A 21504-nucleotide genomic window follows, 5' to 3' on the forward strand; every position below is an offset into this window, starting at 1 on the left:
TATGAGTAATTGGAATCCGTCCTCATGGCGCCAGCACACGGCGTTGCACCAGCCTGTTTACCCGGATCAGGATGCGCTGGCTGACGTCACTGCGCAGCTGAAACAATCGCCGCCCTTGGTCTTTGCCGAGGAGGTGAGGTCGCTGCGCGACGATCTGGGCCGGGTCGAGAGGGGTGAGGGCTTCCTGCTTCAGGGTGGAGACTGCGCCGAGAGCTTTGCCGAGTTTTCCGAACAAAACCTGCGCGATACCGTGAAAGTGATCCTGCAAATGGCGGTGACGCTCACCTACGCCGGCTCCTGTCCGGTGGTGAAAATGGGACGCGTGGCTGGCCAGTTTGCCAAACCCCGATCCTCGCCGGTGGAAACTCGCGACGGAGTGAGCCTGCCCAGCTACCTCGGCGACAGTATCAACGGCATTGATTTTACCAGCGCCAGTCGCACACCCGACCCGCAGAGAATGCTCCGCGCCTATCAGCAATCGGTGACAAGCATCAACCTGTTGCGGGCCATGGCCACCGGGGGCTTTGCCAGTTTACAAAATATCAGGGCGTGGAATTTGGAATCCGTTCAAGCGACACCGCTCGCCCAGCGCTACGGCGCCATGACCGACCAGATTCATCAGGCGCTCGACTTCATGCATGCCTGCGGCGTTCCCTTGGAAGCCTTTTCCAGTCTGCAAGGGACGGCCCTCTACATCTCACACGAGGCGTTGTTGTTAGAGTTCGAGGAGGTTATGGCCAGGGAGGTCGACGGTTGTTGGTATGATCTCTCCGGTCACTGTCTCTGGGTGGGAGAACGGACACGTCAGCCGGGTAGTGCGCACCTCGAATTCATACGTGGTGTGGAAAACCCGGTGGGGGTAAAGATCGGACCGACTGCTTCGGTGGACGATTGCTTAAACCTGTGCCAGCAGCTCAATCCTGACAACCAGAGTGGCAAATTGCTGTTCATCTGTCGGATGGGAGTGGAACAGACGCAGCAAGTTTTACCTCAATTGTTAGGCTCAGTCAAACAGGCTGGGCATAAGGTTGTTTGGGTATGCGACCCCATGCATGGCAACACCGAGACGGCCAGCAGTGGTTATAAAACGAGGAACTTCGATCGGATTATGGCCGAGCTTGAGGCCTTTTTCGCTGCCCACCGTGAGGCCGGAACTTATCCGGGAGGCTTACATCTGGAAATGACCGGGCGCTATGTCACCGAATGCACCGGTGGAGCTTATGCGATCCGGGAAGAGGATTTACACCACTGTTATGAGACCCAGTGTGATCCACGCTTAAATGCAGGGCAGGCCTTGGAAATTGCCTATCGTGCCGCGGATGAACTCCGTCGGTTTCGCCAGCGGTGAGGTTCCAACCATGAGGAGCCAGGTCTCTGTTTTCCTAGTTCGAAGCGTTTGTGACTTCGCCATTTTCTGGCCAAGTCAGGAGATCGATGAAGCGTCGGCCGGTGGCACTCAGTGAGGCTCGGTAGCCGGTGCCGGTGAGGATTCCCTTGGTGTGGTATTCATGCTTTGACAGGCATTTGCGAACCGAGGTCACCCGCGGGGCCGACACCTTACGGTTGCTGGCCGCCACGTTGACCGGAAGGCCGGATGCGGTGAAGGAGATTTCCCACGATGGTGTGGGCGTTTTGGCGTCGCCCTTCACGAGCCATGGGTAACGCGTCATGAGGTTGAGTGGTCCGTGGCGTGGCACCGTCACTTTGTAATACACCTTGCGTGACTTGACGAAGCGGGGGATGGTCAGTGTTTTGTCCTTGTTTTTGGCGATGTAGAAGCCGGCGACATCGAGGCCAGCCATGTTCAAGCCGTTGTGATTGCCGTGGTAGTTTTTGCTGCCGAAATACTTCGCATGCCAGGCATCGTAGTGGGTGGAGAGCATGAGATCGAGCTCGAGGTGGAGGTGCGAGCGCTCCCGGTTGATACCGGCGCCGGTGTAGCCCATCATGCCGATCGTTTGCCCTTGGGTGACGCGTTCTCCGACCTGAACCTTCACGTCGGAAAGGTGAGCGTAGAGACTGCAAAGTGGCCCACTGTCCCAGTTGTGCTCAACCACGATGTACTTGCCGTAATTGCTCCGGCCGTTGACCGGGCAGGTGTAAGCCACCACGCCGCTGGCGATTGCCTTCACCTCATCGAGAGGTTTGTTCGAGCGATCTCGCTTGATGGGGCGGATATCGATCCCCTCGTGGAAGCGGGTGCCAATCACCCCGTCCTCGGTGCGTTTCAAATTACGCACGAAGCCGTATTTCCCAGCCTGCCAAGGACGCGAAGATTTGCCCTCGAAGGTGCGGTGGACGTACATGTAAAACTTTTCCCCTTCACCACGAAACAGGTGATCATTCACCGTGGGGAGAACGATTTCCGCCGGGGCTGCCGTAAGCTGGCAGGTGAGCAGGAAGAGAATGCCCAGCAGGCGTGAGAGAGATCGAGCAGACATGCTTGTTATCGCTTCTTACGCTCTTCTTTGAGGCGTTTTTTCCACTTCTTCTCGTCCTCGCCAATGCGGGGAGCCACTTGATCGTAGAGTCTGATTTCGTCGAGTTTGACACCACTCCAGATCACGAGAATTCCATCGGATACGGGTTTATCAATGCGCACCACACCTAGCGCTTGGCCATTGACCAAGGCTAACAGCAGCTTTCCACGGTTCATCGTGGTCGCAGCCTGAAGACGGCGGGTCGCTTGTTTGTTGATTTTGAAAACGATGCCGTAGGTCAAGTTGTCATCGGCTGGGAATGGGCTAAAGGCGACGATATCCTTGGTGCTGACTTCAGGAACCTTGCGGAAGTAATACTCACCGGCCAAGGTTTTGACCTTGCGTGCGAATTTGGGAGCTTCCACTGGATCACCTTGCATGTGGAAAGAAATGGATGCCGGAGGTGTCTTTTTGCCATTCGCCATCAGGGAGGCTGGAAGTAACAGCAGCAGGAGCAGAAGATGTTTCATAGCGCTTAGACTAAGTTTTACAGAGAATCCTGAAAGCAAAAAAAAAGCTTATCCCCGGAAGAGGAACAACAAGGGCGATCGTAGCACATAAAAAAATCCACCAACCGCTTGTATCGGTTGGTGGATTGTTGAGATCCTTGGAGGGATGAAAATGGGAAGGCGCTAAAAAATTAGCGGCGACGTCTGAGCAAGATCGCGCAGGCACCGAGAGCTCCCAGCATGGCTGAGCTTGGCTCAGGAACGGCCGTCCAGCTGACTGCGGCGATCCCAGCTCCGTCGGCACCTGGGTTGGCCACGGTGTTGACGGTGAATTCGTAGGTGCGGAAGGCGTTTTGGTTGATCTGAACCACTTCTTCGCCCGGAGTCAGGCCCGCGAGGTCAAAGTCCACATTGAGGGCTTCCGGTCCGAGGAAGGTCACCAGCACGGTGTCGCCTCCGTCCATTTCAAGTGAGTTGACGATGGATGTGCCCGGGTCGTTTGAATAGGTCGTGCCCACTTGGACTACGTCAGTTCCGGCGACTTCAAAACGGACGTCTCCGTATCCTTCTACATCGATGGTCAGGGAGTTGTCGCTGTCAATAGTCGTGCCCACGGGAACAACCAGTGCATTGAAGTCGATGGTGAATGCCTGTGACAGAGCCGTAGTGGCCAGTGAAATGGCTGCAATCAGTAATGTTTTCGTTTTCATGTTTTGGAGGGTGGTTTGGGGGTTGCTTTGCGTCGCTTGGGGTGACGGGTGTTATTTTTATAAAAAACACACTTTAAGCAAGGTAAAACGTCTCCTTTAAAGTTAATTTAAGTTAATATTTACAGAAAATAACATTTAAGATGTGTAAAATGTAAATACTGTAAATGGCTCTACGACTACAAACGGTCGTTCACAAAGGGGCTCAGTCGGCGATAAAATCTTGACCGTAAGGACTGAAAAAAAATGCCACGAGGCTGTGAAACAGAAGCTTTTGGACCTCTGAAAAGTGCTTGAGAACACTTTTCTTCGTCAGGTCACCACTGTGATCATCCCTAACAATGGCGTCTAAGAGAGTTAAGAAAGTGAATGTTATCACTAAACTCAAAGTATTCGGACTGATGGGTAACAGCGCCTCGAGTTAATCCTGTAGAAAATGCCGTAATCTCAATTTGAAGACGCAATATAAAGTGCGGATCTTCATCTTAACCCAAGGAGCGAGCAGGGAAGAGCGCCTAGCGTGTGAATGCGGAATATTTAGCGGACGGCAGGGGCCGACCGCTCAAGCACGAAGGCGATGTTCGCACGCGAGCACTCGATGATGCTGGGCGATGATGGCGCAGGAAATTCCACCCAGACAAGGAGTCCGCCAGGAGACCTGCTAAGGGGGAGGATGGTGTTATTTTTTCGCCAGCTGGAACTCGTGAGCCTTAATGGCTTCGGCTCCCACAATGGCAGCGGTTCCTAACAAGGTTTCTTCCGTCGTGGTGCGTGGCACCTGCGCGGCTGGGCGGGTCAGCCCCATGATCAGGAGCCCGTAGTTTTGGGCACCGCCCAAGTGTTGGACCAGCTTCAGAGAGATATTGGCGGCATCGATGTTGGGGAAGACCAGCACATCGGACGGCTCTTGCGCGCGACGATCCTGAACTTTGATTTCGGCTGCGGTGTTATCCACGGCGACATCCGCTTGGATTTCACCGTCGATGTCCATATCGAGAAAAAGGTCGTGGATCTGCTGTCTGGCGAGTTCTGTAGCGGCCGCCATTTTCTTGGCTGACTCGGTGCTCGAGCTTCCGTGGGTGGAGTGACTGAGCATGGCGATCCGTGGTCGGCGACCGAGGAAATGCTTCGCCAACTTGCCGGTCTCGATCGCAATTGATGCCAGCTGCCGGATGTCCGGCTCTGGGATCACCCCGCTATCGGCGAGGAAAAGCATGCCGTCTCGACCAAAATTCTTCAAATGCGGGGCCACCAGGATTTTGGCACCGAACAGTTGCGGCACTTCCTTGATCGGTTTGATCATTGTCTTTGCCGCGCGCAGCACAGTGGCTGGCATCGCTTGGTTGCCGGAGACCATGCCGTCGGCGTGACCATACTGCACCATCATGGCGGCGAAGTTGTGCGGCCGGGAAACCACCTCGCAGGGATCGGCGATGTGTTTTCCGGCGTAGCGAGCCACCTTTTTCAATCGTTCACAAAACAGTCCGAGGTCGGATGACTTCGCCGGATCCACCACGCTGATGAAGGTCATCGGCAGGTTTTCATCCTTGGCCATCTGACGGATGCGGTTGCGATCGCCGATGAGGATGGGCACTCCGATCTCCAGCTCCACCATGCGTGCAGCTACTCGCACGACTCTAACATCCTCGCCTTCGGTAAAGACGATCCGTTTGGGGTGGAGACGCAGGGTCTGGAAAAGCTTCTCGGTGAGAGGGTTCGCTTTAGGGAAGATAGGGTCAGCTGACATGAGAGTAAAGGTGAGTGCGAAGCCGTGAGCGTGAGAGCTGCCGGATGAACTATGCGTATAGAGTCTATGGCCAAGCGACTGTCACCTGCAAGACCGAAGTCTTCGGCTGTCGGAATATTCACCCCTGTATCCCCCACGGAGATGCCGCTTCCGTTTTTCCGCCGTTGTGATTAATTGGTGGCATGGATGATCTTTCGCACACGCCCTCGCCACCGGAGTCTAGCGCTCTGCCCAGCTCAGCGCCGCCGAGTGGATTACACATCCCACCGCAGCCGCCGGCAGGCATGCCCGGCCAGGCTCCCGACGCGCAAGATGTCGAACATATCCGGATTCTCTCGATCTGTTATTACGTGATGGCCGGGCTGACCGCCCTGCTCGCCTGTGTCCCCATTTTTCACTTACTGGTGGGCGTGATGATGCTCACCGGAGGATTTGGCAGCAGCACGGTCTCGCCTCAGGAAAAGGAAAGCATGCAGATGGCAGGCGCGCTGTTCACCGGTGTCGCGACCTTGATTATTCTCTCAGGCTGGGTGATCGCTCTGCTGAACTTCCTGGTGGCTCGCAGAATTGTTAGGCGCGAGTCCCGTTTGCTCTGCCTGGTGGTGGCTGGGATCAATTGCCTGAACATGCCGATGGGCACCGTGCTCGGTGTTTTCACATTCATTGTCTTGAACCGACCCCAAGTGATCCAGAGCTTCGATGCCCGCCAGCGATCCACATGAGCATGTCGATCGGCCGCAAAGGAGTGGTGTAGTTGTGTATCGACGGAAATCGGCGACGTTTTTTTCCTTCCGATCTCTTAACTAATCGGTTACGTTACGGGCGCAGGCGAATGGCTGCGAGTGAGCATGGCACGTAACAAAAGGAACACCACCAGAAGGCAGCACCGCGAAGGGGGCTACAACAAGATGCGTGCCCGCACCGAGCGGATGAACGCCGGTGTCCGCCTGGCGCTCTGTGGGCTGCTGCTCACGGCTAGCTGTGCTTTCTTGGTCGCTGGCCTTCCGCACCATCGGAAGTTGGAAAAATTACGCGCGGATCTCGCCGAAGTCCAAGCTTCCGAACAAGCGGTGATTGACCAAAAGGATGCCAAAGAACGCGAGCTGCGCGCCATCGAGAAAGATCCCGCCTACCTCGAACTCATCGCCCGTGATCGCTTGAATTACTACAAGCCGGGCGAAACGATCTTCCGCATCGAGCGCGAGTAACTGCGCTGGTGGGGCGAGGTGTTACTCGCTCTTGGCCGATTCCTCGGTCACTCCCAGTTCTTGCAGCATCAGGTCAGCGAGGTAGCGGTTGCCCTTTTGGGTTAGGTGCACTCCGTCGTAGGTGAGGATGCCTTTTCCCACGTTGTCCGGATTGTGTTCGGCGAGGTAGCCGAGAAAGTGTTTGCGTAGATCGAGCATGGGGGTGTCGGTCTCTGCAGCCACCTTTCGACTGATCGCAGAATATTGGTCGAGCTGCTTGTCCAGAGGGTTGCTGCCGTCGCTTTTCTCACCGATCACCGTGGGAGTGCAGAGAATGACCTTCGCTCCCTTCGCTTTGATCCGCTGGATTGTCTTTCTGAGCCCGGCATCAAATTCCTCCGGAGTGGTGCCCTTGCCGCCTTTGGAAACAATCAAGGGATGGGTCCAGTGCCAGACGTCGTTGATGCCGATGTAGACCACCACCAGGGTGGGGTCTTTCTTCAGCACATCGCGCTCGAGACGGGCCAGGCAGTGCGCGATCCGGTTGCCGCTGACTCCGGCACCGATCACCTTCACGCCCAAGTAAGGCTGTCGTTTGGCAATCGCATCCGCTACCAGAGTGATATATCCCTCGGGGCGGATTCCATCCTGGGTGATCGAGTCGCCCAAAAATACCAGCCTTTCCCCCTTCTTCAGCGGCATCGGTTCCGCCCATCCAAGCGAGGAAAATAGCAGCAAGAAAAGCGACGGCCAAAGAATCAATTTCATGCGAGTTTCTATAAAACGAATTGCGCTCGGTTTGGATGATAAAAATCAGTTTTCCCAAAATACCACCACGTCCTAGGGGACTGAATGAGTGCGTTATCGCTGTGACAGTCCGTGAAAAAGATGGCTGTTCGAGTGTTGTTGCCGATCCGTTGGTCGAAACTGAATGACTTCGACCCGATTGTTTGAGGCCAAACAAGCCTACCGTGCGGATTTAGTCCGCCACCTTGCCGAGCTGTTTGGTTTTGACCCAGCCGGTGGTTTCGGTGGGGGTGGTGATGTGGGTCCAGGGGCCGCGGCTGGCGTTGACCTTGACCAGGCTGGCGGGGGCAAGCTGGGAGATCTGTGTGGAGTTGCGGTGGGCTTGATCGTGGACCGTGGCAGACTCTAACACGATGGCTTGTTGCTCGAGGGGGGCGAAGGTGTGGCCGTCCGGGTAGTAGTGGGTGGCGACAGCGCCGAGGGTGGCAATCACCGGGGTGATGGCTAAGAGAATGATGCAAACGGTGAGCACGGCCCCTTTGGGACGGCGGATGATCAGGGCCAGCACGAGCAGGCCGATGAGCCAGAGCGAGGCCTGGAGGATGAGCTGGTAGCTGCGGGGTGTCAGATAGGTGAGGAGCTTCTGCCAGCTGGCGGTTTCCGGAACTTCCGCGAGGTTTTCGATTTCGGTGAAGCGTAGGTTTTGACGGGCTTTTTGATGGCTGGGGTCGGCGCGCAAGGCTTGTCGCCAAGCGAGGGCGGCACGGCCTGGCTGATTCAGGCGATGGTGGCAGTTGCCGATGTTGTAAAGGACGTCGGCCGGGGTGTTAGACGGCTCAGGGTAGGCGGCGCGATAGAGATCGATCGCCTGCTGATAGTGACCGGTTTTCCACGCGGCTTCGGCAGTGGGTTGTGATCCTGCGTCTGTGTTAGGCGGCAGCTCTGCCTTGAGGTTCCCCAGGGTGGCGAGGCTGGTCAGGAGAATGAGGGTGAGCTTGGAGCAGCGCTTGAGCAGGCTGATGATCTCGGCTTTGCGATCGGCGGGCATCGGTGTTTTTTCCTCGGTTTCAGGTTGGAAACAAAGTTGGTCGCGCTCGCGCAGGACGGTTTCGAGCTCGGGGTTCGGGCTGAGCCATTGCTCGATGAAACGGCCTGCACGGCGGTAGAAGGTGCGGGCGTCGGCGTCCTGGGCAATTTTTTTCAATGCGGCGTCCTTGCGTTCCTGATCGGGATGCTGCACGCGGGCGGCGGAGATTTTGCGACGGATGGCGGGAGCGACGATCAGCAGGCAGAGCAAGGCGGGGATGAGCTGCCATCCCCAGCGGGAGAAGCTGTGCATGATGCCGGATGGGGCGGCGGTGTTGGGTCGATCAATGAAGCCGACGATGCCGCGCATTTCCTCCGGTGCGGTTCCAGCCTCCTCGGTGGGGCTGCTGGTCACGGCGGCGGTGGCGGGGCTGAGGGTGACGGCGATGGGATCGGTGCGGCGGGTGATGTAGCTTTTGCTGTCCGGATTGAAATAGCTGAAGGTGTAGGGGGCGATGGTCGAAGGGGGGCTGGCCACGTCCTTGGCGCGGATCAACTGGCGGAAAGTGACCAGACCACTGATCTCCCGGCGCTCCTCGCCGCGGGTAATTTTAGAGGTGTCGATGATTTTCCAAGCATCGCTGGAGAGCACGGGGGCCTTGAGGGTTTCCAGATTGCCGATGCCAGCAACGCGCAGAATGACCTCGGTGGGTTCGGTGGCCTCGAGGGTGGTTTTTTCACAGCGGGCATCGATTTCAAAGTCACCGATGGCGCCGTTGAAATCGGCAGGGGCACCGGCGGGCAGGGGCAGGATGTTGAAATTCAGCTGCGGCAGGTTCAGCTTGATCGGCACGTCGCTGATGACCGAGCCGCGACGGGGATCGATTATGGAGCGGCGCTGGTAAATGGTGAGCTCGGCCGGGCCGAGGGTGGCGATGCCGGGGCGGATGCCGCTGATGTTGGTGCTGTAGGTGACGCTGCGGTGCTGCACGCCATCGAGCTGGACCTCGCTGGTGACGTTGTCGCCCGGGGGTGAAAATCTCCATGCCAGGCAGTTCACCTTCTCCGCATCCGGGTAACCCCAGCTGGCGATGAACATGCTGCGTGGCACGTAGATTCTGAGCCAGACCTGACATTGCTCGCCCTGATAGAGGGTGGATTTTTGGGTGAACCAGGCGGCTTTGATTTCCTGCCCAGCCACACCGGTAGGGAGCGAAATGAGCTTATCGATTGGGTGCACGGTGAAGTCCACCGGATCGGTGCGGTGCACCTTGCCATCCACGGTGATGGGGATGGCGGGCAGGGTGTAGCTACCAGCCTTGACCGGAGAGAGGCGGAAGAGGAAGGCGTAGGAAAGCCGCCGTTGGGAATCGATCTGCGTCTGGGTGCGCACGTAGTTGACCCCCACGCCATCGATCTCGGGTGTAGGCGGTCGTTGGTCGGGCTGGCCTCCGGACACTCGGACAATGACGCTGCCCTGTTCGCCCGGCAGGAGGTCCTGACTGGTGAGCGCGGACTGGACGTAGACGCTGGGCGCAGATTGCCCGTGAGCAATGCCGAGCATGCTCAAAACGATGGCCAGGTAGATGGAAATGCTGAGGTTGATGGGGTGGAGTCTGGGTGTTGAGGATTACCAGTCTTTGGCGGGGCGGCGGAGTCTGAGGAGGCGGCGCTGCACCGGGCGGGTTTCTGCGTCGGAGTTGTCCTTGAGCACGCGGGCGGCGTAGGCTTCCTCGGACTCACCTTCTTGGCGCTCCATGTCTTTGGGGTCGGGCTGCTCGCCGGACGGTGGTTGTTGGCTTTCGCGGTCGCCTTGCTCGCCTTCGCCTTGCTCGTTGGGGTCTTTGTCGTCTGACTGCTCACCTTGGTCACCTTCTTGCTGTTCGCCGTTTTCCCCCTGCTCGCCTTCGTTGCCTTTGTCGTCCGGCTTTTCTTGATTGCCGTCGCCCGGTTGGTCATCGGGCTTCTCGCCCTGATCGGATTGCTCCTTCTCGCCTTCTTTTTCCTTGGGGTCTTGTTCGCCTTGTTGCTGCTGGTTCTGCTGCTGCTGTTGTTTTTCCTGTTCCTGCTGTTGTTGGTTTTTGAGCTCATCCAACAATTTTTGAGCAGCTTCCAAGTTGGTTGCGGCGTTGGCGTGGTTTAGGTTGAGGGCGAGGGTGGCCTGGAAGTGGTCGATGGAATCTTCCACCGCGGTGATGGCGGCGTCGAGGTCCTCGACGTGATAGGATTCCTTGTCGTCGGTGGCATCTTGCTCGGGGTTCTCGACGGGTTTGAACTGGCTCCAGCCGGTCATGAAGAGGGCGTTTCCGAGGTTGTAGTGGACCTGCTCCTGGAGCTTTGGGTTCTCGGTGAGTAAGGCGGACGAAAGGTAATCGTTGGCGGTCTGCCAGTCCTTGAGTTTATACGCGCTGCTGCCGATGGAGAATTGGATGGCGCGGCGATCTTCGCCGGATGTGTTAGGGAGCGCCTTGCTGAACAACTTCAGTGCCTGCCGGTAGTCCTTCCGATTGTAAAAATCCTCTGCCTGTTCGATAACATTGGCAGCGGGCAGGGGGAGGCAGAGGGCGAATAAGAGCAGGGCGGTGGCGGACTTGATCGGCGGTGGCTGAGGGGTGGATTTTTTTGTCTGGCGCTTCCCTCCCGATAAAAATTCCGAGCGCACGACGATGGATAGGGCCAGCAGTAGGATGGCGGGGATGAGGAACCACTGGAACAGCTCTTTCGGCACGGTGGTCTCGCGGCCGGCCTGTTCCTCGCGCTGGAGGGAGTCCAGTGCGGCGGCGATGGCCTTGGTGCTGCCGGAGCTGGCGGGAGTGAACTCGCCGCGGCCGGCGCGGGCGAGAGTCTGGAGGGCTTCGGGGGTCATCTGACTGAACACGGTCTGGCCTTGGCTATCGCGGTATTTGCCATCGCGGTATTCGGCGCTGGGGACCACGCCGCCAGCGGTGGTGCCGACGCCGATGGCGCAGACCACGGTCTTGCTGCTGCGGATTTTCTCAGCGGCGAGATCAATCTTCTGTGAGTGGTCCTCGCCATCGCTGATGAGGATGAGGGCGTTCGATTTCTGCCCGGTTTTCTTGAATGCCTTCACGGCGGTATCCACGGCGGCGCTGATATCTGAGCCGCCGGAGGGGATGACGTTGGTATCGAGCTGGCTAATCGTTTCGTGCACGGCGGCGTGATCGATGGTGAGCGGCGCCATGAGCACGGGCGCTCCGGAGAAGGCGATGACGCCGATGCGGTCGTTGGGAAAGGCATTGATCACCTCGATGGCCATGGCCTTGGCCGTGGCCATGCGATCCGGTGAGCCATCTTTGACTAACATCGATCGCGAGGTATCGATGGCGATGAGGATGTTGCGGGTGCTGATCTGCTCGGTGGTGGTGGTCTCCCCGTGGTAGGGGCGGGCGAGGGCGGTGATCAGGAAACCACACCCTAACAGGCCCAGTCCAAGCGCCACCCAACGGCGGGTTGGGGAGGACTTCTTCACCAGATGACTTTGCAAACGCGGTGCGACCATCCGTTTCCAAGCCTGTCCCTGTTTCCGCGCAGCCAGAATCGCACCCAATAATATAAAGGGAAGGATCAGCTGCAAGAGCAGGAGGCCGGGGTGGAGGTAGGACATGTTGTGGTGAAGTTTTAAAATCGAAGTTTCAATTACCTATGAGGGTGTCGAGTCTTGGTGTGGGTGATGAGAATTAGGGCGCCGGTTGGGGTTTGAGGGCTTGGATGGTGAGGGCGGCGGTGGCCAGCAGGAAGGAGGCACCGAGGAACCAGGGGAAGTATTCCTTGGTGGTGACGATACGATGCTGCTTGATCTCGGTTTTTTCAAGCTGATCGATCGAGTCGAATGTCTCGCGGAGCTTCTCGGTATCGCGCACGCGGTAATACTCGCCGCCGGTGATCTTGGCGATTTTCTCCAAGGTTTCGGTATCGAACTCTTTTTGCGGGTGAGACTGCATCCCGTTGCGGAGTCGGCCGTCCTCGGTGCCGATGGCGACCGCATACACTTTGACGCCGAGCTTCGCGGCGTGTTCGGCGGCCTCGACGGGGGAGAGTCGGCCTGAGTTGTTCGAGCCATCGGTGACCAGAACAACCACCTTGCTCTTCGCTTCGCGGTCGTGCAGGCGGGTGGCGGAGGCGGCGATGGCGGAACCGATGGCCGTGCCTTGTTCGCGGACCAGACCGGGTTGGAGTTGGCGGAGCTGCTCGATGAGCCAATCGTGCTCTAGGGTGATCGGACTGGTGACGTAGGGTCGACCTGAAAAGGCGACGATGCCAATGCGATCGCTGGGGCGTTGGTTGATAAAACTCTCGGCAGTGGCCTTGGCGGCGACGATGCGTTGCACCCGGCGATTGTTCAGTTGGAAATCAATGATCTCCATCGAGTAGGAGATGTCGATGGCGAGCACGATATCGATGCCGCTGGCTTTGCGGTTAGAGAACGAATGTTGCTGCTGCGGGCGGGCAAGTGCGATGATGGCGCAGGCGAGGGCGAGCACCATCAGGGTGAAGGTGAAGGCTCCGGGGGCACGCCGTGGTTTCTGTCCCAGGCTGACCAGGATGGAGAGCGAGGAATAAGTGATCGACGATGGCGAACCGGCTTTGTTGCGCAAGAACAGCAGCGGGGTGAGCAGGGGGAGACCAATCAGCCACCATGGCTGAGCGAGAGTGAGGTTCTGGAGGAAATCAAACATCGTGGGCGCGCGCGGGGTCAGGTGGTTTCAGGGCTGACGTTGATTTCGATATTGGCTAACAGCTCTTCGGCCTCCTCGATGAGTTGAACCGGTTCCGCGCTGTGGACGGGGGCGTATTTCAGCTGGGACAGCTGGCTGAGGTGGGCGGTGACGGGCTCGCGGGAGTCGGGGTGAAGTTTGTTCAGAGCGTCATGGCGCAGGGTGAACTCCTCGTTGGTTTCGAAGAGGGCGGGGTCTTTGAACGCGGCTTCGAGGTAGCGGCGAATGATCAGGGAGATGCGGGTAGCTGTGACGTGGGGCGGGAGCTTGGGCGATTCCTCTTTCAGCTTGTGGAGGCTGGCGCGGGCATCGTCTAACAGGTTGGCGCGGGTTTTGGCGGGGTTGGGTTTGAAAATCAGCCAGGCGACCAAGGCCAAGATCATCAGGACACCGATGCCCACCAGGGCCCAGAGCCACCATGGGGTGTTGGGTTCGGGGAGGAATTCACCGGGTGGGGTGATGTCTTCGATCGGTGGCATGTTTTCTGGGTGGGCGGGGCTTCTGTCGTCCCTCCGGGACTGGGTTATGGGTGCTTGGGGGATTCCCGGGGTTTCACCCCGCGCTAGTTTTTATCGACCCTCCGGGTCTGGGTGTTAGGTGGGTAGAGATGGCTGTTTTTTCCCGGCGTTCGTTGCGATCGAGCCGTTGGGTCGTGGTGACGGGACATTGGCTGGCGCTGGTTGTTTCCTAATAACTGATAACTGATAACTGATAACTGATAACTGATAACTGATAACCGGGCCTCAGGAGTTTCTTCGGCGGGTGCGGGTTTTGAAGAGGCGGTGGAGGGCTGGGAGGTAGTCGGCGTCGGTGCTGAGATTGAGGTGATCGATGCCTTGTTGTTTAAATAGGCGGGTGATGCCTTCGCGGTTTCGGCGGGTTAATTTGCTGAAGCCCATGCGGAGGTTGCTATTGTTGGTGTTGACCGTGGTTTGCCATCCGGTTTCCGGATCGGTGAGGTTGACGGTGCCGATGCGTGGCAGTTCCTCATCCAGGGGATCTGTGACACGGAGCGCGATGGTATCGTGTTTGCACGCCAGAGCACCGAGGGGCTTTTTGAGGTCGTGGGCAAAGAAATCGGAGACCATGAAGATCAGCGATTTGCGTTTCACGGTGTGCAGTAAGAAATTGCAAGCTCCGGGGATGGAGGTTCGCTTGTCCTCCGGGTCGGCGCTGAGGATCTCCCTGACCATGCGCAGGATGTGGCGGGTTCCCTTGGCCGGGGGCAGGAACATGATCGGCTCGTTGGCGAACAGCAGCAGGCCGGTTTTATCGCCATTGTAGTTGGCGCTGAAGGCTAGCAGAGCGGCCAGTTCGGCGGCCAGTTCACGTTTGCTGAGGTGGGAGCTGCCGAACAGGCTGGAACCGGAAACATCGATGGCGAGGATCACCGCCAGTTCACGCTCCTCGCGGAAGGTTCGGATGTATGGGGTGTCCTTGCGGGCGGTGACATTCCAATCGATAAAGCGAGTCTCGTCCCCGTGCTGATACTCCCGGTAGTCCTCGAAATCGAGCCCGCTGCCCTTGAACGATGAATGATACTCGCCGCTGAAGGTTTCGCGCGCCAAGCGGCGGGCCTTGATCTCCAGCCGGTGCACGCGGCGCATGATTTCATCGATGGAGTCAGGTGTCATTGTTGGGTATCAGGAGTCGTCAGTCGGGCGGCGGATGTTACAGGTATAACGTCGCCACCGGGGGAATCTTTGAGTTGGAATTTAAACGGGGTGGGCGGAGGCGAGCGATTTGGCGATGCGGGTAAACGCAGCGCTCGAAGCGTTGGCTTCCGCGGGGAGCAGCGCCACGGGGGCTCCGTCGTCGCCCTGGCGGCGGGTAGGGATATCGATCGGGATTTGGCCAAGCAGTGGGATCTTGAGTTTCTCAGCCTCACGTTGTCCTCCGCCCTCACCGAAGATGGGGTAGCGGGTGCCGAGGTCGCACTCGAACCAGGCCATGTTCTCCACCAGACCTAACAATGGCACATTGACCTTGGCGAACATGGAAACGGCCTTGCGGGCATCGATCAGGGCCACTTCTTGGGGAGTGGTGACGATGACGGCGCCGGTGAGGCTGATGGTTTGCACGATGGTCAGCTGGATATCGCCGGTGCCGGGCGGGAGATCGAGGATGAGGTAATCGAGGTCTTCCCAGAGGACGTTTTTCAAAAACTGCTGGGTGTACTGGGTGGCGAGCGGGCCGCGCACGATGACCGGTGAGTTTTCCTCTAACAAAAACCCCATGGACATCAACTTGACGCCGTGGGCTTCGATGGGGATGATCTCATTGTCCTCGGTCGCGAGTGGGCGTTCGCGGCTGCCGAACATGTGGGCAACGGATGGGCCGTAGAGATCGCAATCGCAGAGGCCGACCTTGTATCCCTCCTTGGCCAGGGCCACAGCGAGGTTGGCGGAGACGGTGGATTTCCCCACGCCGCCTTTACCGGAGGCCACGGCGATGACGTGTTTGACGCCCGGGATGGTGTTTTTTCCCATCTGGGCCGAGCCACCGGCTTGGGCCGGGGGATCTTGCACATCGATCTCAATCTTGGCGTGTTTCAGGCCGGGCATGGGATCGAGCACCTCGTGGCAAGATTTGAAAATCTGCTTGGGCACCTTGGCATCGTTGGTCTGAACGCTGATCTGGACGGTGGCGACGTCGCCGTCGATTTGGACGTCCTTGACTAGTCCGAATGAAATAATATCGCGTGAAAATCCTGGGTAGGGCACCTTCTTCAGTGCCTCAATGATCGATTCCTTCGTCATAAAAAATGGTGAGTGTTAGAGATACAAGATGCGGCCGCAGTTTTCGCACTGCGTGATTTCTTTCTCGCTTTGGACACTGATGATGGTGGCAGGCACGAGCTTCATGTGGCAGCCGCTGCACTGCCCCTTATCGGCAGAGACAATGGCATCGCCGCCCTTGGATTTCATCAAGCGTTCGTAGAGTGAGAGGTTGTCCTCATCGACCTTGGCAGCGAGCTTGCTGCGCTCGGCCTTGACTTCGCTGAGCTGCTGGCTGCGTTGTTCGAGCTGCTTGCCGAGGTTGGCAATTTCTTCGTCGACCATCTCTTGGGTGAGAGCCAGGGCTTCTTCTGCTTTTTTCACCACGGCGCGGAGCTCGTCGGCTTTTTCCATGAGCTCCAGCTCGGTGGTTTCGTAGTCGTCGACTTGTTGGTTGTAACGTTCGATTTCTTTGCCGAGGGCGGTGAACTCTTCGTTTTTCTTCGTCTCATACTGCTGGGTTTTCAGCTTGGTCAGCGTGTCCTTGCGGGTGCCGATATCGAGCTCGACGTTTTTGATCGCGACCTCATTTTCCTGCACGGCGCTCTTCGCTGTGGCCACGGCGGCGAGGTCGTTGGCGAGGCGTTCCTTGGCGCGTTCTTGATCGACGGGGATACGTTTTAGGTCAGCTTCTAACTTCAGGATCCGCTGATCGCGGTCTTGAAGGACGAGAAGGGACTCAATTTCTGCAAGCATGATGTGCTTCTACCCCCTGAATGGCTCTGGAGCAAGCGCTGGTGCAGCCAGAAAGATATTTTTCTTCATGGCCAAAATTCCAGTGAAGGGATAGCCTTTCGGCATAATTGAAGATCTAACGGTAGCTGCCGCTGTCGACTCGAATCAAAAGACCCACCAAAAAATATGAGGATCAAATGCCCCGATTGTAGCCAGAAGTTTGATGTGACTGAGGATTTCCTTGGAAAGACCGTGGAGTGCGGCTCCTGTGATGCACAATTCAAAGTGGCCGACGAACATGTTGTCGCCGAAAAAGCGCGATTTTACCCCGGTGAAAAGCAGGACAAGAGCCTGGACCAGTTTGGCAAAACGGCGGCTGAGGTGAATGGTCCGGTAGCTTTCCAGCAAGCGCACTATCAGCAAGGCGTGGCTGCTGACGTGGTGGGCCCTCCCAGACCTCGGAGAACGATGGCTGCAGTGGCGGGGGCTGTGATTCTGGTGCTGACGATTGTGGTTTTTCTTTTGGCCGGGGGCAAGGAGGGGAGCCTTCGCGATATGGAAACAGGCAAGCGCTTTGTCTTTGTGGCTTTTGTTGCTGTGCTGGGTGGAGGGTTGTTGTTCTACGGCACCTCACACATTCGCAAGCTCGGTTTGTTAGCCTGTGTGATTCTTTGTGGCGCGGTCTTGGCGATGCCGGTTATTTTCCCAGGAAACCCGACATTGGCCACTGTGGTTCCGCTGGAACAGGCGGATGCGGCGGACGAGGTAAGGGACAGCAAGGCGGAGCAGGCACAGGAGCGTGAGGACTACTTGTTTGAAATCGGTTACGATCCAGTGAGGACAGCTGTCGCCTCAGGTGCTCCGAACTCGGTGGTTGCTATCTATTTGCGCAACGCGTCCAAAGCTGACCGCGGAAAGATTGCTGCCTACTTGTATGAAGCTACCGAAAAGGTGAGCCGCGAGACCTCTTACGATCGAGGCGTTACGGGCCTGAATGGTCTTATCCTGTTAGTTGAACAAAAGAAAACCTTGGACGAAATCGCCGCGCTCTGTGCCAAGTTTGGCCGCATCGAAAAAATCTCCCATGACCTTCGGGTGATTGATATGACGGTGGAAAGCGCGAAAATTGGTCGTCTGGACGAGGACAAGGTGCTGAACCCAGAGAGTCTCGATTTCCAAAGCCAGAACCTCAAGGCTCTTTCCAACATCGATCCGGATGTCAGAATGAAAGCGGTCAAACGTCTGGCGGTTTCCGAGCCGAAAGCATTACGGCCTGACATCACTCGGCAAATGCTCAGCATGCTCCCTACGAGTAGCAATGAGATGAAAGTGGAGCTTATTCGTGCGCTGAAAGTCTGGGCCCAGCCGGGTGATGGCAGTGAGGTGGTGGTCATGGATGCCGTGAAGGAATTGCACAAGGTGGACATGGTGGATAAAAGCGCCGTCGATTTCCTGATCGAACGCGAGGCCGAGGGCACCGATGTGATCCTGATGGATCTATGGAAAAAGGACCCCGTTGTCTGGTCGGAGACTCTTGTGGGGCTTGGCGAGGGTGCTCAAGTTTTGTTACTGCCTGTGCTGGATCAGCTCAACGAGGGCCAGGTGGTGGCCGCCTCGGATATTCTGGGGAAGGTAGGCACGGTGGCGAGTATCCCACTGATAGAAGAAGTTATGGCAAAGCGTGATGATGCGGGTAAAAAATCTCTGCAAGCAGCCATTGACGAAATCAAAAAGCGCTCCTAGTCTGCACGCCGTTCCGCACCAGTGGTCGGGACGATCCCATCATGTGGCACCTACCAGCTGCGCGATGGTGATGCAAATATCCAAGTATGCCGCCGTGGCGGAATTGGTAGACGCGACGGACTTAAAATCCGTTTCCTGGTAACAGGAGTGCCGGTTCGATCCCGGCCGGCGGTACTTGGTGATTTCTAAATATGGCCTGAATTGAATGGGGGATGGGCTCCTCACCTGAGGGCGGTGATGGATGCTCCGACGAAATGTTCGGAGCGCGCTTTTCCTCATCGAGTGTTCATTTTCCGCAAAGCGTGATTCGACGTGTGATACTTGGCGGTGAAGGGGTATGAATGGACTATGAGTTCCATCTAGAGGGCTCCCATCAATCACTGACTATGAAATATCCATCTCGAAAAAAACAGGCCTGGCTCTCCATGGCGCTGCTGGCCTCTCTGGCAGTGGCCGCAGTGGCTGAGCCCGCAAAACCAAACATTGTCTTCATCCTCGCCGATGACCTCGGCTACGGCGAGCTGGGCTGTTATGGTCAGGAAAAAATCATGACCCCAAATGTCGACCAGCTGGCGAAGGAGGGGCTCAAGTTCAACCAGCATTACACCGGAGCCCCCGTTTGTGCTCCGGCCCGTTGTGTGCTGATGACCGGGAAGAACCTCTCCCACGCTGAGATTCGCGGCAACAGAGACAGCGGCAACGGGCGCAAGTTTCCCGGGCAGTGGCCGATCACTGCCGATGCCGTCACCATCGCGGAAGTGTTGAAAGCCGCCGGCTACCGGACCGGAGCCTTCGGTAAGTGGGGGCTGGGTCCTTCCGATACCACAGGTTCGCCGATCAAGCAGGGCTTTGACGTGTTTTACGGCTACAACTGTCAGCGCAATGCCCACAGCTATTACCCGCCCTTTCTCGACTCGAACGAAAAGGAAGTGACCATCAATGAGCATCCCATTCCAGGGCACAAGAAGAAGCCGGAGGGAGAGGTGAAGGCCTCTGATTACACTGCTGAGAACTACGCTCCGGATCTCATTCTCGATCATGCCCTGCAATTTATCGATGACAACAAAGACCAGCCCTTCTTCCTCTATTTACCCTTTGTGGAACCTCACGTGTCCATCCAGTCGCCGCAGGAATGGATCGACCGATATCCGAAGGAGTGGGACGAGAACCGCGAATACCGTGGCCAGAATGCCTACCTGCCGCATCCGCGTCCAAGGGCTGGATACGCCGCGATGATTTCCGACCTCGATGAACACGTGGGCGCTGTGCTGCAACGCCTGAAACAGCACGGGCTGGAAGAAAACACCATCGTGATTTTCACCTCCGACAACGGGCCGACTCATGGTGGACGGGACGAACGCTTCAACATCGGTGGGGCCGATTGTGAGTTCTTCAATTCCCGCGGTGGGCTAAGAGGCTTCAAGGGGAGTTGTTATGAAGGAGGGATTCGCATTCCTTGTGTGGTCAAATGGCCGGCCAAGGTGAAGGCTGGGAGCGTCACGGAGATGCCATCCTACTTTCCTGACTGGTTCACGACCTTGGCTGGCATTGGTGGCGCTGAGCTGCCGTCGACCAAGTTGGACGGGATTGATCTGATGCCGGTTCTAGCTGGCCGGGAATTGCCTAAGCGGCCGGAGCCGATGGTGTGGGACTTCCACAACTACGGTGGGATCGTGGCCGTGCGTGAGGGGCCCTGGAAGGCAGTTCGCCGCAATTTACTCAATAAGAAAAAATCTGTGTGGGAACTCTACAATCTGGAGGTGGATCCAAAGGAAACAAACGACAGGGCGGCAGCTCATCCGGAGTTGGTCAAAAAGCTGGAGCGTTTCTGGTTGAAAAACCGTGTGGTGGAGCCGGACTTTCCGATTCCAGCTGTGGACGGCAAGACCTCGCTCGATTGATCGGATTGGGCGCAGTCTATGTTTTTCAAGCGGGAGTTTTTCGGGGCTCCCGCTTTTTTCGTGCCCCGACTAATAGCGCTAGGGCAGCTTGATCTCAATCAGCCATGCGTTTCGACTTCTGCAGCCGTTATACGCAGGCACAAAAAAGCCCTCGATCTCGTAAGAGAAGGAGAGCTTTTTAAATGGTGCGCGAGGCGGGAATCGAACCCGCACCCGATTAACTCGGACTAGATCCTTAGTCTAGCGCGTCTACCAATTCCGCCACCCGCGCACAGGTGCCAAACGTAGAAACGTGGTGCGGGGACGAAGTAGGTGCTCAGCGAGTAAAAGGCAAGATAAGTTTTACTAAAAAGCAGAAAAAATTTCAGATCGTTGATAAATGGGGGATTCTAGAGGGGGCTAGCGACTCACATTTTTTTGCTGATAAGTGCGGTCGCGCATTTTTCGCAGGTATAGCATGTAATCTTGCTTCGCTTTGAGGTCCGGATCGAGCTTGGGATTGATGAAAGGGTTGTTAGTGCCGTATTGCGACCATGGTCCGCGGGGAACGCGGGAGAAGTCGATAAAGCGCCAGTGCACCTTCTCGTGGGATGTGAGGCCCAAGTAATCGCGCACTGCCGGCGAGACATCGATGCCTGCACCGTTGTTTTTGCTATTCTTCGGGGGCTTGTTGCCGAAGACATACTGCCAATCGTCAGTGGTGAAGGGACCGCAGTCTTCCCACTGGGCGTAGCAGACTTTGCCATTGTGCACGATTTGCAGCCAGCGGCCCTTGCAGCTGGTTTTTCCGGGCCGTTTATCCGGCCGGCGGTTCCACCAGGGGATGACCTCACTGGCCTCGGGGCGATGGACGGCGTGGTTGATGCAGTCGTTGTAAGGCAGCGCCACGTAGAAGGGGTTCAGGCGCGGTGTGAAAGCCTTCGGGCGGTAGCCGATTCTGGCAGATTTGTCTGGATTATCAAAGCCCCCGTAGTTGAGCTGCCACTGTGTGTCCCACGAGCTGGCATGATTCGGCGTCGGGTTGCGCGGTGTTGGCCGCTCGCCGATCCAGAACACGGTGGCGGTGATGTTTTTTTTCCACGGATAACGGATCGTGGTGAATGGATTAGTTACGGCTGCCCGGCCTGTGGGACGGGCGGTGGGGGTGCGCACTACCGGACCGGACGTCGTAGAGGGCCGGGTGCTGTAGCTGCTGCGGTTTGAAAACTTCTTGCTGGAACCTGTGGTGATATCCGCGTGGGCGGTAGCACAGACTGTCAGAGTCATCAGGGATGTCAGTGAGAGGCGGATCATAAATGCGGTAAGCGGTCTGGGGGTGGTTGGGGACTG

At 57.3% G+C, this 21504-nt stretch carries 18 protein-coding genes and 2 tRNA genes; 6 read left to right on the top strand and 14 right to left on the bottom strand.

The features are described from left to right. Position 1: 1 nt before the first annotated feature. Positions 2-1348 (top strand): class II 3-deoxy-7-phosphoheptulonate synthase, encoded by a 1347-nt coding sequence (locus tag JO972_RS00875; RefSeq protein WP_309488100.1) that lies wholly within the window; start codon positions 2-4, stop codon positions 1346-1348. A 34-nt stretch (positions 1349-1382) separates the two neighbouring features. On the opposite strand, the gene JO972_RS00880 is transcribed toward JO972_RS00875, so the two are convergent. The 4 genes from JO972_RS00880 to JO972_RS00895 all read right to left on the bottom strand — a co-directional run bounded on the left by JO972_RS00880 (position 1383) and on the right by JO972_RS00895 (position 5383). After that, the gene (locus JO972_RS00880) at positions 1383-2441 is read right to left on the bottom strand and encodes a M23 family metallopeptidase (RefSeq protein ID WP_309488101.1); all 1059 of its coding nucleotides are present in this window, start codon (positions 2439-2441) and stop codon (positions 1383-1385) included. 5 nt (positions 2442-2446) lie between these two features. After that, a complete protein-coding gene (locus JO972_RS00885) occupies positions 2447-2950 on the bottom strand; it encodes a hypothetical protein (RefSeq protein ID WP_309488102.1) in 504 nt (167 codons plus the stop codon). Positions 2951-3120: 170 nt separating this feature from the next. Next, the gene (locus tag JO972_RS00890; protein ID WP_309488103.1) at positions 3121-3639 is read right to left on the bottom strand and encodes a PEP-CTERM sorting domain-containing protein; all 519 of its coding nucleotides are present in this window, start codon (positions 3637-3639) and stop codon (positions 3121-3123) included. A gap of 676 nt (positions 3640-4315) precedes the next feature. Next, positions 4316-5383 carry a phosphate acyltransferase gene (locus JO972_RS00895; RefSeq protein WP_309488104.1) on the bottom strand — a complete coding sequence of 356 codons (1068 nt, stop codon included), beginning with the start codon at positions 5381-5383 and terminating at the stop codon, positions 4316-4318. Between the two features lie 182 nt (positions 5384-5565). On the opposite strand from JO972_RS00895, the gene JO972_RS00900 reads away from it, so the two are divergent. Both JO972_RS00900 and JO972_RS00905 read left to right on the top strand, forming a co-directional pair. Beyond that, complete coding sequence (locus tag JO972_RS00900; RefSeq protein ID WP_309488105.1) at positions 5566-6105, top strand: hypothetical protein; 540 nt, start codon at positions 5566-5568, stop codon at positions 6103-6105. Between the two features lie 126 nt (positions 6106-6231). Then, positions 6232-6591, top strand: coding sequence for an FtsB family cell division protein (locus JO972_RS00905; RefSeq protein WP_309488106.1), 360 nt, complete (start codon positions 6232-6234; stop codon positions 6589-6591). A gap of 21 nt (positions 6592-6612) precedes the next feature. Here the strand turns inward: JO972_RS00905 and JO972_RS00910 are convergent, their stop codons facing one another. The 8 genes from JO972_RS00910 to JO972_RS00945 all read right to left on the bottom strand — a co-directional run bounded on the left by JO972_RS00910 (position 6613) and on the right by JO972_RS00945 (position 16552). Next, on the bottom strand, positions 6613-7338 hold the full coding sequence (locus JO972_RS00910) for an SGNH/GDSL hydrolase family protein (protein WP_309488107.1): 726 nt from the start codon (positions 7336-7338) through the stop codon (positions 6613-6615). Between the two features lie 211 nt (positions 7339-7549). Next, positions 7550-9907 (bottom strand): BatD family protein, encoded by a 2358-nt coding sequence (locus tag JO972_RS00915; protein WP_309488108.1) that lies wholly within the window; start codon positions 9905-9907, stop codon positions 7550-7552. Between the two features lie 66 nt (positions 9908-9973). Then, on the bottom strand, positions 9974-11968 hold the full coding sequence (locus tag JO972_RS00920; protein ID WP_309488109.1) for a VWA domain-containing protein: 1995 nt from the start codon (positions 11966-11968) through the stop codon (positions 9974-9976). Positions 11969-12041: 73 nt separating this feature from the next. After that, positions 12042-13040 carry a VWA domain-containing protein gene (locus tag JO972_RS00925; protein ID WP_309488110.1) on the bottom strand — a complete coding sequence of 333 codons (999 nt, stop codon included), beginning with the start codon at positions 13038-13040 and terminating at the stop codon, positions 12042-12044. 17 nt (positions 13041-13057) lie between these two features. Further along, on the bottom strand, positions 13058-13558 hold the full coding sequence (locus JO972_RS00930) for a hypothetical protein (RefSeq protein WP_309488111.1): 501 nt from the start codon (positions 13556-13558) through the stop codon (positions 13058-13060). Between the two features lie 264 nt (positions 13559-13822). Beyond that, on the bottom strand, positions 13823-14713 hold the full coding sequence (locus JO972_RS00935) for a DUF58 domain-containing protein (RefSeq protein WP_309488112.1): 891 nt from the start codon (positions 14711-14713) through the stop codon (positions 13823-13825). 81 nt (positions 14714-14794) lie between these two features. After that, a complete protein-coding gene (locus tag JO972_RS00940; RefSeq protein WP_309488113.1) occupies positions 14795-15838 on the bottom strand; it encodes an Mrp/NBP35 family ATP-binding protein in 1044 nt (347 codons plus the stop codon). Positions 15839-15853: 15 nt separating this feature from the next. Further along, positions 15854-16552 carry a zinc ribbon domain-containing protein gene (locus tag JO972_RS00945; protein ID WP_309488114.1) on the bottom strand — a complete coding sequence of 233 codons (699 nt, stop codon included), beginning with the start codon at positions 16550-16552 and terminating at the stop codon, positions 15854-15856. Between the two features lie 165 nt (positions 16553-16717). On the opposite strand from JO972_RS00945, the gene JO972_RS00950 reads away from it, so the two are divergent. The 3 genes from JO972_RS00950 to JO972_RS00960 all read left to right on the top strand — a co-directional run bounded on the left by JO972_RS00950 (position 16718) and on the right by JO972_RS00960 (position 20175). After that, positions 16718-18274, top strand: a complete 1557-nt coding sequence (locus JO972_RS00950; RefSeq protein ID WP_309488115.1) for a zinc ribbon domain-containing protein — start codon at positions 16718-16720, stop codon at positions 18272-18274. Between the two features lie 88 nt (positions 18275-18362). Beyond that, a tRNA-Leu gene (locus tag JO972_RS00955) sits at positions 18363-18448 on the top strand. Between the two features lie 212 nt (positions 18449-18660). Next, positions 18661-20175 (top strand): arylsulfatase, encoded by a 1515-nt coding sequence (locus JO972_RS00960; protein WP_309488116.1) that lies wholly within the window; start codon positions 18661-18663, stop codon positions 20173-20175. Between the two features lie 183 nt (positions 20176-20358). Here JO972_RS00960 and JO972_RS00965 read toward each other — a convergent pair. Next, a tRNA-Leu gene (locus JO972_RS00965) sits at positions 20359-20446 on the bottom strand. A 128-nt stretch (positions 20447-20574) separates the two neighbouring features. Next, positions 20575-21468, bottom strand: coding sequence for a hypothetical protein (locus tag JO972_RS00970; protein WP_309488117.1), 894 nt, complete (start codon positions 21466-21468; stop codon positions 20575-20577). Between the last annotated feature and the right edge of the window lie 36 nt (positions 21469-21504).

Origin of the sequence: Oceaniferula flava (assembly GCF_016811075.1) — a bacterium.
In the GTDB taxonomy this organism is placed as follows: Bacteria; Verrucomicrobiota; Verrucomicrobiia; order Verrucomicrobiales; family Akkermansiaceae; genus Oceaniferula; species Oceaniferula flava.

What these genes read in the sequence shown, in the direction of transcription:
- JO972_RS00875 (WP_309488100.1), top strand. Translation starts at nt 2, where the DNA reads ATGAGTAATTGGAATCCGTCCTCATGGCGCCAGCACACGGCGTTGCAC.
- JO972_RS00880 (WP_309488101.1), bottom strand. Translation starts at nt 2,441, where the DNA reads ATGTCTGCTCGATCTCTCTCACGCCTGCTGGGCATTCTCTTCCTGCTC.
- JO972_RS00885 (WP_309488102.1), bottom strand. Translation starts at nt 2,950, where the DNA reads ATGAAACATCTTCTGCTCCTGCTGCTGTTACTTCCAGCCTCCCTGATG.
- JO972_RS00890 (WP_309488103.1), bottom strand. Translation starts at nt 3,639, where the DNA reads ATGAAAACGAAAACATTACTGATTGCAGCCATTTCACTGGCCACTACG.
- JO972_RS00895 (WP_309488104.1), bottom strand. Translation starts at nt 5,383, where the DNA reads ATGTCAGCTGACCCTATCTTCCCTAAAGCGAACCCTCTCACCGAGAAG.
- JO972_RS00900 (WP_309488105.1), top strand. Translation starts at nt 5,566, where the DNA reads ATGGATGATCTTTCGCACACGCCCTCGCCACCGGAGTCTAGCGCTCTG.
- JO972_RS00905 (WP_309488106.1), top strand. Translation starts at nt 6,232, where the DNA reads ATGGCACGTAACAAAAGGAACACCACCAGAAGGCAGCACCGCGAAGGG.
- JO972_RS00910 (WP_309488107.1), bottom strand. Translation starts at nt 7,338, where the DNA reads ATGAAATTGATTCTTTGGCCGTCGCTTTTCTTGCTGCTATTTTCCTCG.
- JO972_RS00915 (WP_309488108.1), bottom strand. Translation starts at nt 9,907, where the DNA reads ATGCTCGGCATTGCTCACGGGCAATCTGCGCCCAGCGTCTACGTCCAG.
- JO972_RS00920 (WP_309488109.1), bottom strand. Translation starts at nt 11,968, where the DNA reads ATGTCCTACCTCCACCCCGGCCTCCTGCTCTTGCAGCTGATCCTTCCC.
- JO972_RS00925 (WP_309488110.1), bottom strand. Translation starts at nt 13,040, where the DNA reads ATGTTTGATTTCCTCCAGAACCTCACTCTCGCTCAGCCATGGTGGCTG.
- JO972_RS00930 (WP_309488111.1), bottom strand. Translation starts at nt 13,558, where the DNA reads ATGCCACCGATCGAAGACATCACCCCACCCGGTGAATTCCTCCCCGAA.
- JO972_RS00935 (WP_309488112.1), bottom strand. Translation starts at nt 14,713, where the DNA reads ATGACACCTGACTCCATCGATGAAATCATGCGCCGCGTGCACCGGCTG.
- JO972_RS00940 (WP_309488113.1), bottom strand. Translation starts at nt 15,838, where the DNA reads ATGACGAAGGAATCGATCATTGAGGCACTGAAGAAGGTGCCCTACCCA.
- JO972_RS00945 (WP_309488114.1), bottom strand. Translation starts at nt 16,552, where the DNA reads ATGCTTGCAGAAATTGAGTCCCTTCTCGTCCTTCAAGACCGCGATCAG.
- JO972_RS00950 (WP_309488115.1), top strand. Translation starts at nt 16,718, where the DNA reads ATGAGGATCAAATGCCCCGATTGTAGCCAGAAGTTTGATGTGACTGAG.
- JO972_RS00960 (WP_309488116.1), top strand. Translation starts at nt 18,661, where the DNA reads ATGAAATATCCATCTCGAAAAAAACAGGCCTGGCTCTCCATGGCGCTG.
- JO972_RS00970 (WP_309488117.1), bottom strand. Translation starts at nt 21,468, where the DNA reads ATGATCCGCCTCTCACTGACATCCCTGATGACTCTGACAGTCTGTGCT.